Here is a 15,429-nt window from a genome sequence, read left to right on the forward strand (position 1 = left end):
GCCCGGGCCGCCGGCGTCATCGCCGCCGCCACCGCCACCACCCATGGCGCCCATGCCGCCGTCGCCGCCCATGCCGTCGCCGCCTTGCGGCGGCATCGGTGGTGCGGGCGGAGCGGGCGGCGTAGCGATAGCCTGCTGGCCGGCTGCCGTTTCCGGCGCCGGTTCGTCAAAGAGATTTGCTTGATGAGTCATAGTCGGTCAGTAATTAGATATCGGCTTCGGCTTCGTTGCCGTGTTCTTCGATCCAGGCGCGGCGGGCGGCGGCTTCGCCTTTGCCCATCAACATATTGAAGCGCGCGGCCGATTCGCCGTGCGCGTAGGCGCCCAGCGACACCGGCAGCAGGCGGCGCGTGTCCGGGTTCATCGTGGTTTCCCACAGCTGTTCGGCGTTCATCTCGCCCAGGCCCTTGAAGCGGGAGATGGACCAGGCGCCTTCCTTCAGGCCGTCCTTGCGCAGCTTGTCCTCGATCGCCACCAGTTCGCCGGCGTCGAGCGCGTACAGCTTCTGGATCGGCTTCTTGCCGCGCGCAGGCGCGTCCACGCGGTACAGCGGCGGACGGGCGATGCAGATGTTCCCGTTGGCGATCAGCCCTGGGAAGTGCTTGAAGAAGAGGGTCAGCAGCAGCACCTGGATGTGCGAGCCGTCGACGTCCGCATCGGAGAGGATGCAGATCTTGCCGTAACGGAGGCCGCTCAAATCCGGCATGGTGTCGGCGTTGTGCGGATCGACGCCGATGGCCACCGAGATGTCGTGGATCTCGTTGTTGGCGAACAGGCGGTCCTTGTCGGTCTCCCACGAGTTGAGCACCTTGCCGCGCAGCGGCAGGATGGCCTGGAATTCCTTGTCGCGGCCCATCTTGGCCGAACCGCCCGCCGAGTCGCCCTCGACCAGGAACAATTCGGTGCGCGTGACGTCGGTCGATTCGCAGTCGGTCAGCTTGCCCGGCAGGACGGCCACGCCGGACGATTTCCTCTTCTCGACCTTTTGCAGCGAGCGCAGGCGCGATTGCGCCTGCTTGATGACCAGCTCCGCCAGCTTCTTGCCGTAGTCGACGTGGTGGTTCAGCCACAGCTCGAGCGCGGGCTTGGAGTAGGTCGACACCAGGCGCACGGCGTCGCGCGAGTTGAGGCGTTCCTTGATCTGGCCCTGGAACTGCGGGTCCAGCACCTTGGCCGACAGCACGAAGGAGACGCGCGCGAACACGTCCTCCGGCAGCAGCTTGACGCCCTTGGGCAGCAGCGAGTGCATCTCGACGAAGTTCTTCACGGCGCCGTACAAGCCGTCGCGCAGGCCCGATTCGTGGGTGCCGCCGTTCGGCGTCGGGATCAGGTTGACGTAGGATTCGCGCACCACGGCGCCTTGCTCGGTCCATGCCACCACCCACGCCGCGCCTTCGCCCTCGGCGAAGCCTTCGGCGTCCGGCCCGGCGAACTGCGCGCCTTCAAACAGCGGGATCAGGGTTTCGCCGTCGGTCGATTGCGCCAGCGCCTCGGTCAGGTAGCCGCGCAGGCCGTCGTTGTACTGCCAGGTCTGCGATTCGCCGGTCTTGGCGTTGGCCAGCGTGACGGTGACGCCAGGCAGCAGCACGGCCTTGGAGCGCAGCAGGCGCTGAAGCTCGGTCTGCGAGATGGCCGGCGAGTCGAAATATTTGGCGTCCGGCCAGGCGGTGACGCGGGTGCCGGACTTCTTGCCGTCGCGCGGAGCGACGATGGAGGACAGCGGCTCGACCACGTCGCCGTGCTCGAAGGCCAGCTTGTGCAGGCCGGTGCCGTCGGGCTCCTTGCGCCAGACGGTGATCTCCAGGCGCTTGGACAGCGCATTGGTGACCGACACGCCGACGCCGTGCAAACCGCCGGAGAACGCGTAGGCGCCGCCCGAACCCTTGTCGAACTTGCCGCCGGCGTGCAGGCGGGTGAAGACGATTTCCACCGTCGGCACGCCTTCTTCCGGATGCAGGCCGACCGGGATGCCGCGGCCGTCGTCCTCGACGGTGATGCTGCCGTCGGCGTTCTGCGTGACGATGATGTTTTTGCAATGCCCGCCCAGCGCCTCATCGGAGGCATTGTCGATCACTTCCTGGATGATGTGCAGCGGGTTCTCGGTACGGGTGTACATCCCCGGGCGTTGCTTGACGGGTTCCAGGCCCTTGAGGACCCGGATGGATGATTCGCTGTAGTCGGAAACTGGTTTTTTAGTGGCCATACGTGATCAAGCTTGAGGTTTAATACTGGGTTTATGTACAGTTTTATGCGGGCGTTTGCGTATTCTATCCTCAACCGGGCGTAATCGCGGCGGAAAAGGGCCAAAAAAAAGGCGCGGGCCAATTTATACACGATGTTTACAACGACGGCCCGCCTTTTTAGACCGTTTTTACGGCGGCGTCGATAAGCTGTTTTGTATCGCAACGATCAAAACAGGGGCTTGCATGATCATCGCCATCGCCAACCAGAACGACGCCGCCAGGGCCGCAGTGGCCGCCCATCTGGCCCGGCTGCGCGCCCGCAGCGGCCATACCGTGACGCTGATCGACACCGCCGCGCGCACCGTTTCGGGGCGCGAGCTGGTGGCCGAGCTGGAACGGCTGCGCAGCCGCCGCTGCGACATCGTCATCGACACCGCGGGCCGTGACTCCGCCGATAACCGGGCGGCGCTGATCGCCGCCCGGCTGGCGGTGGTGCCGCTGGCGCCGTCGCAGGCCGATCTGGCGGGGCAGTATGCGCTGATCGCGCGGCTGAACGCGGCGCGCATGTTCAATCCGGGGCTGCGGGTGCTGTTCATGCTCGTCGGCGACGCCGATGCGTCCGAACTGGCGGCGGTGCGCGCTTATGTGGCGCATGTGATGTCGGCGACGCTGGCCCACACCGTGCTGCACGCGGGCGCCAACGGCGACATGGAGTCCCTCTATCACGAAGTTTTTACCCACTAGCAGAAAGACCGCATCATGAAGAAGTTAATACTCTCCGCCTCAATTTTCGCCGCTGTCTTTGGCGGCAGCGTGCGCGCGCAGGATGCCGCGCCGGCGGCGAAGCCGGACAACGAGACCAGCTTCAACGCCGCCGGCGTCAGCGATTACCGATATCGCGGCGTTTCGCAAACCCGCTTGCAGCCGGCGCTGCAGGGTGGCTTCGACTACGTCAACAACCCGACCGGCTTCTATGCCGGCACCTGGCTGTCGACCATCAAGTGGACCAAGGACGCGGGCGGTGGCGGCGACGTCGAATGGGATATCTACGCCGGCCAGCGTGGGCAGGTGAGCGAGGCGGTGTCGTATGACGTCGGCGTTCTGGGTTATGTGTACCCGTCGAACGGCCTCGATAAGGTGTCCGGCTTCGTCGACGCCAACACCGCCGAAATCTACGGCCAGCTGGGCTACGGCCCGGCCTACGTCAAGTATTCGCACGCGGTGACCAACCTGTTCGGCTTCGTCGACAGCAAGAACAGCGGCTACCTCGATATCGGCGCCAATATCGATGCGGGCGAGGGCTATACCGTCAACCTGCATGCGGGCCACCAGAAAGTGAGGCGCAACGACGCGGCAAGCTACACCGACTGGAAAATCGGCGTGACCAGGGACTTCGGCGTGGTGACCGGCGCGCTGGCCGTCATCGGCACCAACGCCAGCAAGACCGCCTACGCTTCGCCGGCCAACGGCAAGTTCCTCGGCAAGACCGCGCTGCAGGTGATTGTTAACAAAACCTTTTAAAAACGGTCTTCAATCGAAGGCGACATCCTCCAGACGGAAGCGGTACTTGCGACGCTCAGGCAGCGTCCAACCCGGGCCGGGTTCCGCGGAGCGTGGCTTCTTTCCACGGCGGTTAATACGATCGCCGATGGATCCTGCGATGCCCCATTCCTGCCGGCCTGTTCGATCAGATCGAGCAGGGTATGGGCTGCTAACTGCACACTGATTGTTCTGTTCCGGAAATAGGTTCCGCCAGAAGGGTTCAGAAGAAATAGCAGAAGACTTCAGAACAGGGACTCCGCGCGCACACCCCATACATATCCTCCCCGCGATTTTTACGGTTTGTTTACACCCGCTCTCCAAGTCTTTACAAAATCTTTAGACCCTTCCCGCTAACCTTCTCATTATCAAAACAAGACCTGTGAGGGTGTGATGGACATAGTATTTATCGGTGCAATGGTGGTGTTCTTTGCCGTAACCGTGGCGTTTGCCGCCGGCTGCGACAAGCTGGGAGGCCAGCCATGAGCATCTTCTATCTGATCGGCGCAATCGCCTCCGCCGGCCTGCTGGTGTACCTGGTCGTGGCGCTGTTGAAAGCGGAGGAACTGTGATGACCATGCAATCGATACTACTGCTGGTGGCGTTCCTGGCCGCGTTGCTGGCGCTGGCCTGGCCGCTGGGCATCCTGCTGACCCGCGTCGGCGACGGCAGCGCCATTCCGGGCATGGGCTGGATGGGCCGGATCGAAAAGCTGCTGTACCGCCTGGCCGGGATGGCAGGCAAGGATGGCGCGGTCGAAGGCCAGGGCTGGAAAGCCTACGCCATCGCGCTGCTGCTGTTTAACGGCATCGGCGCGCTGGCCGTGTACGCCCTGCAGCGCGTGCAGGCCTTCCTGCCGCTGAATCCACAGGGCCTGGCCAACGTCAGCGCCGACTCCTCGTTCAACACCGCCGTCAGCTTTGTCAGCAATACCAACTGGCAGGGCTACAGCGGCGAACAGACCATGAGCTACCTGACCCAGATGCTGGTGCTGGCGGGGCAGAACTTCTTCTCGGCCGCCACCGGCATCGCCGTGGCCTATGCGCTGATCCGCGGCTTTTCGTCGCGCTCGGCCAAGTCCATCGGTAACTTCTGGGCAGACGTCACCCGCTCCACCTTGTACGTGCTGCTGCCGCTGTCGCTGGTGTTCGCCGTGTTCCTGATGGGGCAGGGCGTGATCCAGAACTTCTCGGCCTACAAGGACGTGCGTCTGCTCGATGCCGTGACCTACACCCAGCCCAAAGTGGGCGCCGACGGCCAGCCGCTGAAGGACGCCAAGGGCGAGCCGGTCACGGAAACGCTGACCGCCACCACGCAAAGCATCGCCATGGGCCCGGTCGCCTCGCAGGAAGCGATCAAGATGCTGGGCACCAACGGCGGCGGCTTCTTCAACGCCAACTCGGCCCATCCCTATGAAAATCCCACGCCGCTGGCCAACTTCATGCAGATGCTGGCGATCTTCGTGATCCCGGCCGGCCTGTGCTTCGCCTTCGGCCGCATGGTCGGCGACAAGCGCCAGGGTTGGGCGGTGCTGGGCGCGATGACGGTGCTGTTCGTCGCCTGCACGGTGGTGGTGCTGGGCGCCGAGCAGGCCGCGCATCCCGCGCTGCAGGCGCTGCACGTCGACCAGACCATGAGCGCGCTGCAATCGGGCGGCAATATGGAAGGCAAGGAAACCCGCTTCGGCATCAGCGCCTCGGCCCTGTTCGCGGCGGTGACCACGGCCGCGTCGTGCGGCGCGGTCAACGCCATGCACGATTCCTTCATGCCGGTCGGCGGCATGATCCCGATGCTGCTGATCCAGTTCGGCGAAGTGATCTTCGGCGGCGTCGGCTCAGGCCTGTACGGCATGCTGATCTTCGCCATCATGGCGGTGTTCATCGCCGGCCTGATGATAGGCCGCACGCCTGAATACCTGGGCAAGAAGATCCAGGCCTATGAAATGAAAATGACCTCGATCGCCATCCTGGTCACGCCGACGCTGGTGCTGGCCGGCACCGCCATCGCCGTCATGTGCGACGCCGGCAAGGCCGGCATCCTCAACCCGGGCGCGCATGGCTTCTCGGAGATCCTGTACGCCTTCAGCTCGGCCGCCAACAACAACGGCAGCGCGTTTGCCGGCCTGTCCGCCAACACGCCGTTCTATAACATCGCGCTGGCGATCGCCATGTGGTTTGGCCGCTTCGCGATGATCGTGCCGATCCTGGCCATCGCCGGTTCGCTGGCCGGCAAGAAGCGGCTGGAGGCCAACGCCGGCACCATGCCGACCCACGGTCCGATGTTCATCGGCCTGCTGTGCGGCGTGGTCGCCCTGGTCGGCGTGCTGAATTACGTGCCGGCGCTGGCGCTCGGCCCTGTGGTTGAACACCTGCAGCTGTTTGCAAAATAAGGAATCGCCATGTCAGACACAACGCAAAAAGAGATGACCCTCTTTACCAATCCACCTTCCAGTTCACCTGTCAATCCGCCTGCGAAGAAGCTGCGGCTGTTCGACTCGGAGCTGCTGATGCCGGCCATCGCCGACTCGTTCCGCAAGCTCAGTCCCGCAACGCAGCTGCGCAGCCCCGTGATGTTCGTGGTCTACGTCGGCAGCATCATCACCACGCTGCTGTACGTGCAGGCGCTGTTCGGCCAGGGTGAGGCGCGGCCCGGCTTCATCCTGGCCACCTCCATCTGGCTGTGGTTCACGGTGCTGTTCGCGAACTTCGCCGAGGCGATGGCCGAGGGGCGCAGCAAGGCGCAGGCGGCCTCGCTGCGTAGCCTGAAGCAGAGCGTCGTCGCCAAGAAACTGGCCACGCCGAAGCACGGCACCACTTGGCTGCCGCAGCCCGCGCTCGACCTGCGCAAGGGCCACTACATCCTGGTCGAAGCGGGCGACGTGATTCCGATCGACGGCGAAGTGATCGAAGGCGTGGCCTCGGTCGACGAAAGCGCTATCACCGGCGAATCGGCGCCGGTGATCCGCGAGTCGGGCGGCGACTTTTCCAGCGTCACCGGCGGCACCCGCGTGCTGTCGGACTGGCTGGTGGTCAAGGTCACCGCCAATCCGGGCGAGACCTTCCTCGACCGCATGATCTCGATGGTCGAAGGCGCCAAGCGCCAGAAGACCCCCAACGAAATCGCGCTGACCATCCTGCTGGTGGCGCTGACCATCGTGTTCCTGGTCGTCACCGTGACCTTGCTGCCGTTCTCTCTGTTCTCGGTGGCCGCCGCCGGCTCGGGAACGCCGATCACCATCACCGTGCTGATCGCGCTGCTGGTATGCCTGATCCCGACCACCATCGGCGGCCTGCTGTCGGCCATCGGCGTGGCCGGCATGAGCCGCATGATGCAGGCCAACGTGATCGCCACCTCCGGCCGCGCGGTCGAAGCGGCCGGCGACGTCGACGTGCTGCTGCTCGATAAAACCGGCACCATCACGCTGGGCAACCGCCAGGCTTCGGCCTTCTTCCCCGCGCCGGGCGTGACCGACCAGCAGCTGGCCGACGTGGCGCAACTGGCCTCGCTGGCCGACGAAACGCCGGAAGGCCGCAGCATCGTGGTGCTGGCCAAGCAGAAGTTCAACATCCGCGAACGCGAGATGGCGTCGCTGCACGCCGTGTTCGTGCCGTTCACCGCGCAGACCCGCATGAGCGGCGTCGACATCGGCGAATCGGGTTCGGTACGCGCTGTTCGCAAGGGCGCGGCCGACACCGTGCGCCAGTATGTCGAGTCGCTGGGCCAGCCCTATCCGGCCGAGGTGTCGCGCACCGTCGACGATGTCGCCCGCCGCGGCAGCACGCCGCTGGTGGTGGTCGATGCCGGCCGGGTGATGGGCGTGGTCGAGCTCAAGGACATCGTCAAGGGCGGCATCAAGGAGCGTTTCGCCGAGCTGCGCCGCATGGGCATCAAGACCGTGATGATCACCGGCGACAACAAGCTGACCGCCGCCGCCATCGCCGCCGAGGCGGGCGTGGACGACTTCCTGGCCGAGGCGACGCCGGAGGACAAGCTCAAACTGATCCGCAGCTACCAGTCCGAAGGCCGCCTGGTGGCCATGACCGGCGACGGCACCAACGACGCGCCGGCGCTGGCCCAGGCCGACGTCGCCGTGGCGATGAACTCCGGCACCCAGGCCGCCAAGGAGGCCGGCAACATGGTCGACCTGGATTCGAATCCGACCAAGCTGCTGGAGATCGTCGAAATCGGCAAGCAGATGCTGATGACGCGCGGCTCGCTGACGACGTTCTCGATCTCGAACGACATCGCCAAGTACTTCGCCATCATCCCGGCGGCCTTCGTCGGCACCTATCCGCAGCTGAAGGCGCTCGACGTCATGCACCTGGCCAGTCCGTCGTCGGCCATCATGTCGGCGGTGATCTTCAACGCATTGATCATCGTCGTGCTGATCCCGCTGGCGCTCAAGGGCGTGCAGTACCGCGCCATCGGCGCCGTCGCGCTGTTGCGCCGCAACCTGCTGCTGTACGGCGTCGGCGGCATCATCCTGCCGTTCATCGGCATCAAGGCGATCGACCTGCTGCTGTCGGCGTTCAACCTGGTTTAAGGAGTCATCATGTCATCATCCCTGTCGTCCCATCTTCGCCCCGCCGTCGTCGTCTTCGGCGCATTGACGCTGATCTGCGGCGTGATCTACCCATTGGCCGTCACCGGCATCGGCGCCGTGGCGTTCCCGGCGCAGGCCGCCGGCAGCATCGTCGAGATCGACGGCAAGGCGGTCGGTTCGACGCTGATCGGCCAGTCGTTCTCGTCGCCGAAGTACTTCTGGGGCCGGCCGTCGGCCACCGGGCCGATGCCCGACAATGCCGCCGGTTCCGGCGGCTCCAACCTGGGCTCGAACAACGCGGCCCAACTGGACGCCGTCAAGGGCCGCATCGACGCGCTCAAGGCCGCCGACCCGGGCAACACGCTGCCGGTGCCGGTCGACCTGGTGACGGCGTCGGGCAGCGGACTCGATCCGGAGATCAGCGTCGCCGCCGCCCGCTACCAGGCCGGCCGCGTCGCCGCCGCCCGCCGGATGCCCGCCGAACAGGTGCTGGCGATGATAGACGGCAGCCGGCTGAAGCAGTATTTCGGCTTCTTCGGCGAACCGCGCGTCAACGTGCTGGAGCTTAATCTCGCGCTGGACCGGGCAAAACCGGCAACGAAGCAGTAAAATCGACGGATGGCCATGTTCCCCAACGATAGTGTGCGACCCGACCCCGATGCGCTGCTGGCGCAGGTGCAGGCGCAGGAGCGCAAGGCGGCGCGCGGCAAGCTGCGCATCTACTTCGGCGCCTCGGCCGGCGTCGGCAAGACCTACGCCATGCTGGCCGCCGCCCGCAAGCTGCAGGCCGACGGCCAGGCCGTGCTGGTCGGCGTGGTGGAAACCCATGGCCGCAGCGAGACGGCGGCCATGCTGGCCGGACTGGACGTGCTGCCGCCGAAGGCGGTCGACTATCGCGGCAAGCGCATCGCCGAATTCGACCTCGACGGCGCGCTGGAGCGCCGTCCGCCGCTGATCCTGATGGACGAGTTGGCCCATTCCAACGCGCCCGGCTCGCGCCACCCCAAGCGCTGGCAGGACGTCGAGGAGCTGCTCGACGCCGGCATCGACGTGCTCACCACCGTCAACGTGCAGCACCTGGAAAGCCTGAACGACGTGGTCGGCGGCATCACCGGCATCCGCGTCGGCGAAACCGTGCCGGACACGGTGTTCGACCAGGCCGACGAGGTGGTGCTGGTCGATATTCCGGCCGACGAGCTGCTGTCGCGGCTCAAGAGCGGCAAGGTGTACCAGGAACAGCAGGCCGAACGCGCGTCGAAGAATTTTTTCCGCAAGGGGAACCTGATCGCGCTGCGCGAGCTGGCGCTGCGCCGCACCGCCGACCGCATCGAGGACGACGTGCGCGCCTACCGCGTGGAGAAGTCCATCGCCGAGATATGGAAGACCGGCGCCGCGCTGCTGGCCTGCGTCGGCCCGCGCCCGGGCGGCGAGCACACGGTGCGCAGCACGGCGCGGCTGGCCAGCCAGCTGGGCACCGGCTGGCACGCGATCTATATCGAAACGCCGTCGCTGCAGCGGCTGCCCGCCGCCCAGCGCGAACAAATCCTCAAGACGCTCAAGCTGGCCGAAGACCTGGGCGCTGCCACCGCCGTCATTTCCGGCCACGACATCGCGCTGGCGGCGGTCGATTACGCGCGCAGCCACAACCTGTCGAAGATCGTCATGGGACGCGGCCATCCGACCTGGCCCTGGCGCAAGCCGCACATCAAGCGCCTGGCCGCGTACGCGCCGGACATCGACCTGATCGAAATCGGCGAGCCGCGCAACGAGGCCGGCGCGGGTGTGCCGCGCGCGGCGGCGGGCGCAGGCTGGGGCTGGGATGCATCCGGCACCGCCGACGGTTCGCCGGACGGCGAGCCGGATACCGCGCTGGTGCGCCGTCGCGCCGCCGGCTACCTCGTCGCCGGCGCGGCCAGCTTCGCCACCGCCTTGCTGGCCACGCCGCTGCTGGCCTACTTGGACTTGGCCAACATCGCCATGCTGTTCCTGCTGGTGGTGGTGCTGGTGGCGGTGCGCTTCGGGCGCGGCCCGTCGGTGCTGGCCACCTGCGTCAGCGTGGCCTGCTTCGACTTCTTCTTCGTGCCGCCGCGCTTCACCTTCGCGGTGTCGGACTTCCAGTACCTGATCACCTTCGTGGTCATGCTGGCGGTGGGGCTGATCACCGGCCACCTGACGGCCGACCTGCGCTTCCAGGCGCGCGTCGCCTCGCACCGCGAAAAGCGTTCGCGCGCGCTGTACGAGTTTGCCCGCGAACTGTCGGGCGCCCTGCAGACCGAGCAGATTTTCGAGACCACGCAAAGCTTCATCCAGCGCGCCTTCCGCGCCCGCGCCACCTTGCTGGTGCCGGACGACGCCGGCCGTTTGCGGCTGCCGCCGCTGAACGCGGCCGACATCGCCACCAGCGCCCACTTGTCGGTGCTGGACACCGGCATCGCCCAATGGGCCTACGACCGCGCCGAAAGCGCGGGCCTGGGCACCGACACGCTGCCGGCCAGCCGCATCTTCTACCTGCCGCTGGTGGCGCCGATGCGCACCCGCGGCGTGCTGGCGATCGAGCCAGAACACCGGCGCTGGATCCTGATCCCCGAGCAGCGGCAGCAGCTCGACACCTTCGCCGCGCTGGCCGCCATCGCGCTGGAGCGGGTGCACTACATCGAGGTGGCGCAGAACGCGCTGGTCAACATGGAGTCGGAGCGGTTGCGCAACTCGCTGCTGGCGGCGCTGTCGCACGACCTGCGCACGCCGTTGACGTCGCTGGTCGGGCTGTCCGAATCGCTGGCCGGCTCCAAACCGGCGCTGGCGCCATCGCAGCTGGACATGGCCGCCGCGCTGCACGACGAGGCGCTGCGCATGAGCGCACTGGTGTCCAACCTGCTCGACATGGCGCGCATCCAAAGCGGCGAGGTCAAATTCAACCTGCAATGGCAGCCGCTGGAAGAAGTGGTCGGCAGCGCATTGCGCGCCGTCGGCTCGCTGCTGAAGGGCCATCAGGTGCGCACCCGGCTGCCGCCCGAGCTGCCGCTGCTGCGCTACGACGCGGTGCTGATCGAGCGGGTGCTGTGCAACCTGCTGGAAAACGCCGCCAAATACACGCCGCCCGGCTCGCGCATCGAGATCTCCGCCGAGCTGCACGGCGCCTGGATCAACATCATGGTCTATGATGACGGTCCGGGCCTGCCGCATGGGCGCGAAGAAGCGATCTTTGAAAAATTCACCCGCGGCGAGCGCGAATCGGCCAAGCCGGGCGTCGGGCTGGGGTTGGCGATCTGCCGCGCCATCGTCGAGGCGCACGGAGGCCGCATTGCGGCGGCGCCATCGCCGCTGGGCGGCGCCGCCTTCGCCATCACGCTGCCGCTGGGCACACCGCCGGCCATGCCGGAGCTGGAACAGGAACATCGCCATGAATGACGCCGCCACCTTGCCGACCGCGCCTGTCGCCCTGCTGGTCGAGGACGAACCGCAGATCCGCCGCTTCGTGCGCAGCGCGCTGGAGGAGGAGGGCTGGCAGGTGCACGAGGCGGCGACCTTGCAGCGCGGCCTGATCGACGCCGGCACCCGCAAGCCCGACCTGATCGTGCTCGATCTGGGCCTGCCCGACGGCGACGGCATCGATTTCGTCACCGACGTGCGCAAGTGGTCGAGCGTGCCGGTGATCGTGCTGTCGGCGCGGGTCAACGAAGCCGACAAGATCCGCGCGCTGGACGCCGGCGCCGACGACTACCTGACCAAGCCGTTCGGCGTGGGCGAGCTGCTGGCCCGCGTGCGCGCCACCCTGCGGCGCCAGCGCCAGCCGGCCGCCGACAATTCCGGCCTGATCCAGTTCGGCGACGTCGCGGTGGACCTGAAGAACCGCCGCGTGACGCGCGCCGGCGAGAACGTGCACCTGACGCCGACCGAATACCGCCTGCTGGCGGTCCTGGTCAGCAACGCCGGCCGCGTGATGACCAACCCGCAGCTGCTGCGCGCCGTGTGGGGGCCGTCGCAGTCCGAGAACGGCCACTACCTGCGCATCTACATGGGCCACCTGCGCCACAAGCTGGAAGCCGATCCGACCCAGCCGCGCTACCTGCTGACCGAAACCGCCGTCGGCTACCGCCTGCAGCTGCCTTAAAACCGCGAAACAACGGGGTCAGTTCCTAATGCCGCTAAGTTATGAGCCTTCATTCCCGCGCAAGCCGGAATCCATGGTGAGCCCATGACCACGCGCCCTATGGATTCCCGCCTGCGCGGGAATGACGGCTCATCGGTTTGCGGTCAAAACATAGGCATTAGGGTCAGTTCCGGCAGTGTGCCACGCCTGGCAGATTGCCGGAACTGACCCCGCTGCCCTGACCCCGCTGCCCCCTGGTGCAGCGCGAGCTGGGCGCCGACCGCGCGAAGATGGCCGCCAACTACATGGAGTACGACTGGCGTCCGGAAACCGCCAAATAACTACTTGCTCAGCGTGCGCATGGCCCGTTCCAGGCCGTCCATCGTCAGCGGGAACATGCGGTTGTTCATCAGCTGCTTGATGATGGAGATCGACTGCCGGTACTGCCACACACCTTCCGGCTCCGGATTGAGCCAGGCGAACTTGGGGAAGGCGTGGGTGAAGCGCGCCAGCCATTCGCTGCCCGCCTCCTCGTTGTTGTACTCGACCGAGCCGCCCGGCTGCAGCACCTCGTAGGGGCTCATCGTCGCGTCGCCGACGAAAATCAGCTTGGTGTCGGGCGGGTACTTGCGCAGGATGTCCCAGGTCGGGAAGCGCTCCGAGTTGCGGCGCCGGTTGTTCTTCCACATGTAGTCGTACACGCAGTTGTGGAAGTAGAAGAACTCCATGTTCTTGAACTCCGTCTTCGACGCCGAGAACAGTTCCTCGGTGCGCTCGATATGGTCGTCCATGGTGCCGCCCACGTCGAACAGCATCAGCACCTTGATGTTGTTCTTGCGCTCGGGCTGCATCTTGATGTCCAGGTAGCCGGCGTTGCTGGCGGTGGCGCGGATGGTCGCGTCCAGCGCGAATTCCTCCTCGGCGCCCTGGCGCGCGAACTTGCGCAGCCGGCGCAGGGCCACCTTGATGTTGCGCGTGCCCAGTTCGCGCTCGCCGTCGTAGTCCTTGTAGGCGCGCGCCTCCCACACCTTGACCGCCGTGCGGTTGCCGCCCTTGCCGCCGATGCGCACGCCCTCGGGATTGGTGCCGCCGTTGCCGAAGGGCGAAGTGCCGCCGGTGCCTATCCACTTGCTGCCGCCCTCGTGGCGCTCCTTTTGTTCCTTCAGCAGCTCGTTGAGGCGGTCCATCAGCTTGTCGTAGCCGAATTTCTCCAGCTGGGCCTTCTGCTCGTCGCTCAGCTCACGCTCCATGCGCTTGATCAGCCAGTCCAGCGGGATGGCGCTGTTGGTCTCGAAGGCGGCGTTGATGCCCTTGAAGTACTGGGCGAAGGCGCGGTCGAACTTGTCGAAGTGGGCCTCGTCCTTGACCAGCGTCAGGCGCGACAGGTAGTAGAAATCGTCCATCGAGGCGCCGATGACGTTCTTTTCCATCGCCTCCAGCAGGGTCAGGAACTCCTTGATCGACACCGGAATCTTGGCGTCTTTCAAAGTAAAAAAGAAGTCGATCAGCATGTCAGCGGGCTCCGTGCTGTTCCAGCTTGTAGCGCAACTGCGCCTTGATTTCCGGCCATTCGCCGGCGGCGATGCTGTACATGACGGTGTCGCGCACGGTGCCGTCGCGGCGCAGCGCGTGGTGGCGCAGCACGCCGTCCTTCTTCGCGCCCAGCCGCTCGATGGCCGCCTGCGAGGCGAAATTGAAGTTGTCGGTGCGCAGGCCGACCAGCGCCGCGCCCAGGGTTTCGAACGCGTGCGTCATCAGCAGCAGCTTGCAGGTGGTGTTGACGTGGCTGCGCTGAAAACGCTTCGCATACCAGGTATAACCGATCTCCAGGCGCGCGATGGTCGGCACGATGTCATGATAGCTGGTGGTGCCGACCACGGCGCCGCCGGCGAGGTCGATGACGGCGAACGCCAGCCGGGCGGGACGCATCTCCAGCGCGGTGGCGATATAGGCGTCGACCTGCTCCGGTTCCGGCACCGAGGTGACGCGCAGCTGCCACAGCGCGCCGTCGCTGGCGGCCGCGCGCAGGCCGTCGGCGTGCTGGGGGCCCAGTGGTTCGAGACGCACGCCGTTCAGTTCCAGCGTGACCGGGGCGATGGGGGCGGCGGGGCGGGCGAGCTGATTCATCAGCGGTTGGTCCTCGACATGAACACCAGGCGCTCGAACAGGTGCACGTCCTGCTCGTTCTTCAGCAGCGCCCCGTGCAGCGGCGGCACGATGGCCTTGGCGTCCTTGCTGCGCAGCGCCTCGGGCGGGATGTCCTCGGCCATCAGCAGCTTGAGCCAGTCGAGGAACTCTGACGTCGACGGCTTTTTCTTCAGGCCCGGCACGTCGCGCACCTCGTAGAAGGTCTGCAGCGCCTGCGCCAGCAGCTCCTTCTTCAGGTTCGGGTAGTGGACGGCGACGATCTGCTCCATCGTGTCGCGGTCCGGGAACTTAATATAGTGGAAGAAGCAGCGGCGCAGGAAGGCGTCCGGCAGCTCTTTTTCGTTGTTGGAGGTGATGATGACCAGCGGACGGTGTTTGGCCTGCACCATTTCGCGGGTCTCGTAGACGTAGAATTCCATCCGGTCCAGCTCGCGCAGCAGGTCGTTGGGGAACTCGATGTCGGCCTTGTCGATCTCGTCGATCAGCAGCACCACCGGCTCCGGCGCGGTAAATGCCTGCCACAGCACGCCCTTGACGATGTAGTTGTGGATGTCGCGCACGCGCTCGTCGCCCAGCTGGGAGTCGCGCAAACGCGACACTGCGTCGTATTCGTACAATCCCTGTTGCGCCTTGGTGGTGGACTTAATGTGCCATTGCATCAGCGGCATGTTCAGCGCGGCGGCCACTTCCTCGGCCAGCATGGTCTTGCCGGTGCCCGGCTCGCCCTTGATCAGCAACGGGCGTTGCAGCGTCAGGGCCGCATTCACGGCCAGTTTCAGGTCATCGGTCGCGACGTACTGGTCGGAGCCTTCAAAGCGGTGGGTGGCTTGCATACGGTTCTGTCTCAAAAAGAAGGGGATTTGCGCAGTATAGGGGAGTTCGATAGAGGGCGTGCTCAGTCCCTGGTATGTTGTTCTGGCAATGAT

13 protein-coding genes are annotated in these 15,429 nt (G+C 65.8%); 8 read left to right on the plus strand and 5 right to left on the minus strand.

Features of this window, described 5'->3' with window-relative positions; all coding sequences use genetic code 11:
- Together ACCD07_RS24905 and ACCD07_RS24910 are read right to left on the minus strand one after the other, a co-directional pair.
- Positions 1 to 192, minus strand: a 192-nt coding sequence (locus ACCD07_RS24905) for a hypothetical protein (RefSeq protein WP_413448896.1), incomplete at its 3' end; no start/stop codon positions are given.
- A gap of 13 nt (positions 193 to 205) precedes the next feature.
- Positions 206 to 2,203, minus strand: coding sequence for a DNA topoisomerase IV subunit B (locus ACCD07_RS24910; RefSeq protein WP_353400963.1), 1,998 nt, complete (start codon positions 2,201 to 2,203; stop codon positions 206 to 208).
- A gap of 223 nt (positions 2,204 to 2,426) precedes the next feature.
- On the opposite strand from ACCD07_RS24910, the gene ACCD07_RS24915 reads away from it, so the two are divergent.
- The 8 genes from ACCD07_RS24915 (at position 2,427) to kdpE (ending at position 12,376) form a co-directional block, all read left to right on the plus strand.
- Positions 2,427 to 2,927, plus strand: coding sequence for a hypothetical protein (locus ACCD07_RS24915; RefSeq protein ID WP_413448897.1), 501 nt, complete (start codon positions 2,427 to 2,429; stop codon positions 2,925 to 2,927).
- Between the two features lie 15 nt (positions 2,928 to 2,942).
- Positions 2,943 to 3,704 (plus strand): TorF family putative porin, encoded by a 762-nt coding sequence (locus ACCD07_RS24920; protein WP_413448898.1) that lies wholly within the window; start codon positions 2,943 to 2,945, stop codon positions 3,702 to 3,704.
- Positions 3,705 to 4,204: 500 nt separating this feature from the next.
- Positions 4,205 to 4,294 (plus strand): potassium-transporting ATPase subunit F, encoded by a 90-nt coding sequence (locus ACCD07_RS24925; protein ID WP_176652437.1) that lies wholly within the window; start codon positions 4,205 to 4,207, stop codon positions 4,292 to 4,294.
- Entirely contained in the window at positions 4,294 to 6,111 is a 1,818-nt protein-coding gene (gene kdpA, locus ACCD07_RS24930; protein ID WP_353400958.1) for a potassium-transporting ATPase subunit KdpA, read from the plus strand. The genes ACCD07_RS24925 and kdpA overlap by 1 nt, the downstream gene beginning before the upstream one ends.
- A 33-nt stretch (positions 6,112 to 6,144) precedes the next feature.
- Positions 6,145 to 8,265, plus strand: coding sequence for a potassium-transporting ATPase subunit KdpB (kdpB, locus tag ACCD07_RS24935; protein ID WP_353401420.1), 2,121 nt, complete (start codon positions 6,145 to 6,147; stop codon positions 8,263 to 8,265).
- 21 nt (positions 8,266 to 8,286) lie between these two features.
- On the plus strand, positions 8,287 to 8,874 hold the full coding sequence (gene kdpC / locus ACCD07_RS24940) for a potassium-transporting ATPase subunit KdpC (protein ID WP_353401418.1): 588 nt from the start codon (positions 8,287 to 8,289) through the stop codon (positions 8,872 to 8,874).
- Between the two features lie 15 nt (positions 8,875 to 8,889).
- Positions 8,890 to 11,673 (plus strand): two-component system sensor histidine kinase KdpD, encoded by a 2,784-nt coding sequence (gene kdpD, locus ACCD07_RS24945; protein ID WP_353400956.1) that lies wholly within the window; start codon positions 8,890 to 8,892, stop codon positions 11,671 to 11,673.
- Positions 11,666 to 12,376: a two-component system response regulator KdpE gene (gene kdpE, locus ACCD07_RS24950; protein ID WP_353400954.1), complete on the plus strand. Its 711-nt coding sequence runs from the start codon at positions 11,666 to 11,668 to the stop codon at positions 12,374 to 12,376. The genes kdpD and kdpE overlap by 8 nt, the downstream gene beginning before the upstream one ends.
- A gap of 320 nt (positions 12,377 to 12,696) precedes the next feature.
- Here kdpE and ACCD07_RS24955 read toward each other — a convergent pair whose 3' ends face one another.
- From ACCD07_RS24955 to ACCD07_RS24965, 3 genes are read right to left on the minus strand one after another with little or no spacing between them, the layout of a single operon-like run.
- Complete coding sequence (locus ACCD07_RS24955) at positions 12,697 to 13,866, minus strand: vWA domain-containing protein (protein WP_353400952.1); 1,170 nt, start codon at positions 13,864 to 13,866, stop codon at positions 12,697 to 12,699.
- A gap of 1 nt (position 13,867) precedes the next feature.
- On the minus strand, positions 13,868 to 14,482 hold the full coding sequence (locus tag ACCD07_RS24960) for a GNAT family N-acetyltransferase (RefSeq protein ID WP_176652443.1): 615 nt from the start codon (positions 14,480 to 14,482) through the stop codon (positions 13,868 to 13,870).
- Complete coding sequence (locus tag ACCD07_RS24965; protein WP_176652444.1) at positions 14,482 to 15,336, minus strand: AAA family ATPase; 855 nt, start codon at positions 15,334 to 15,336, stop codon at positions 14,482 to 14,484. The genes ACCD07_RS24960 and ACCD07_RS24965 overlap by 1 nt, the downstream gene beginning before the upstream one ends.
- Positions 15,337 to 15,429 lie beyond the last annotated feature (93 nt).

The sequence above is a fragment of the Duganella sp. Dugasp56 genome (genome assembly GCF_047304105.1).
In the GTDB taxonomy this organism is placed as follows: Bacteria; Pseudomonadota; Gammaproteobacteria; order Burkholderiales; family Burkholderiaceae_D; genus Rugamonas; species Rugamonas hordei.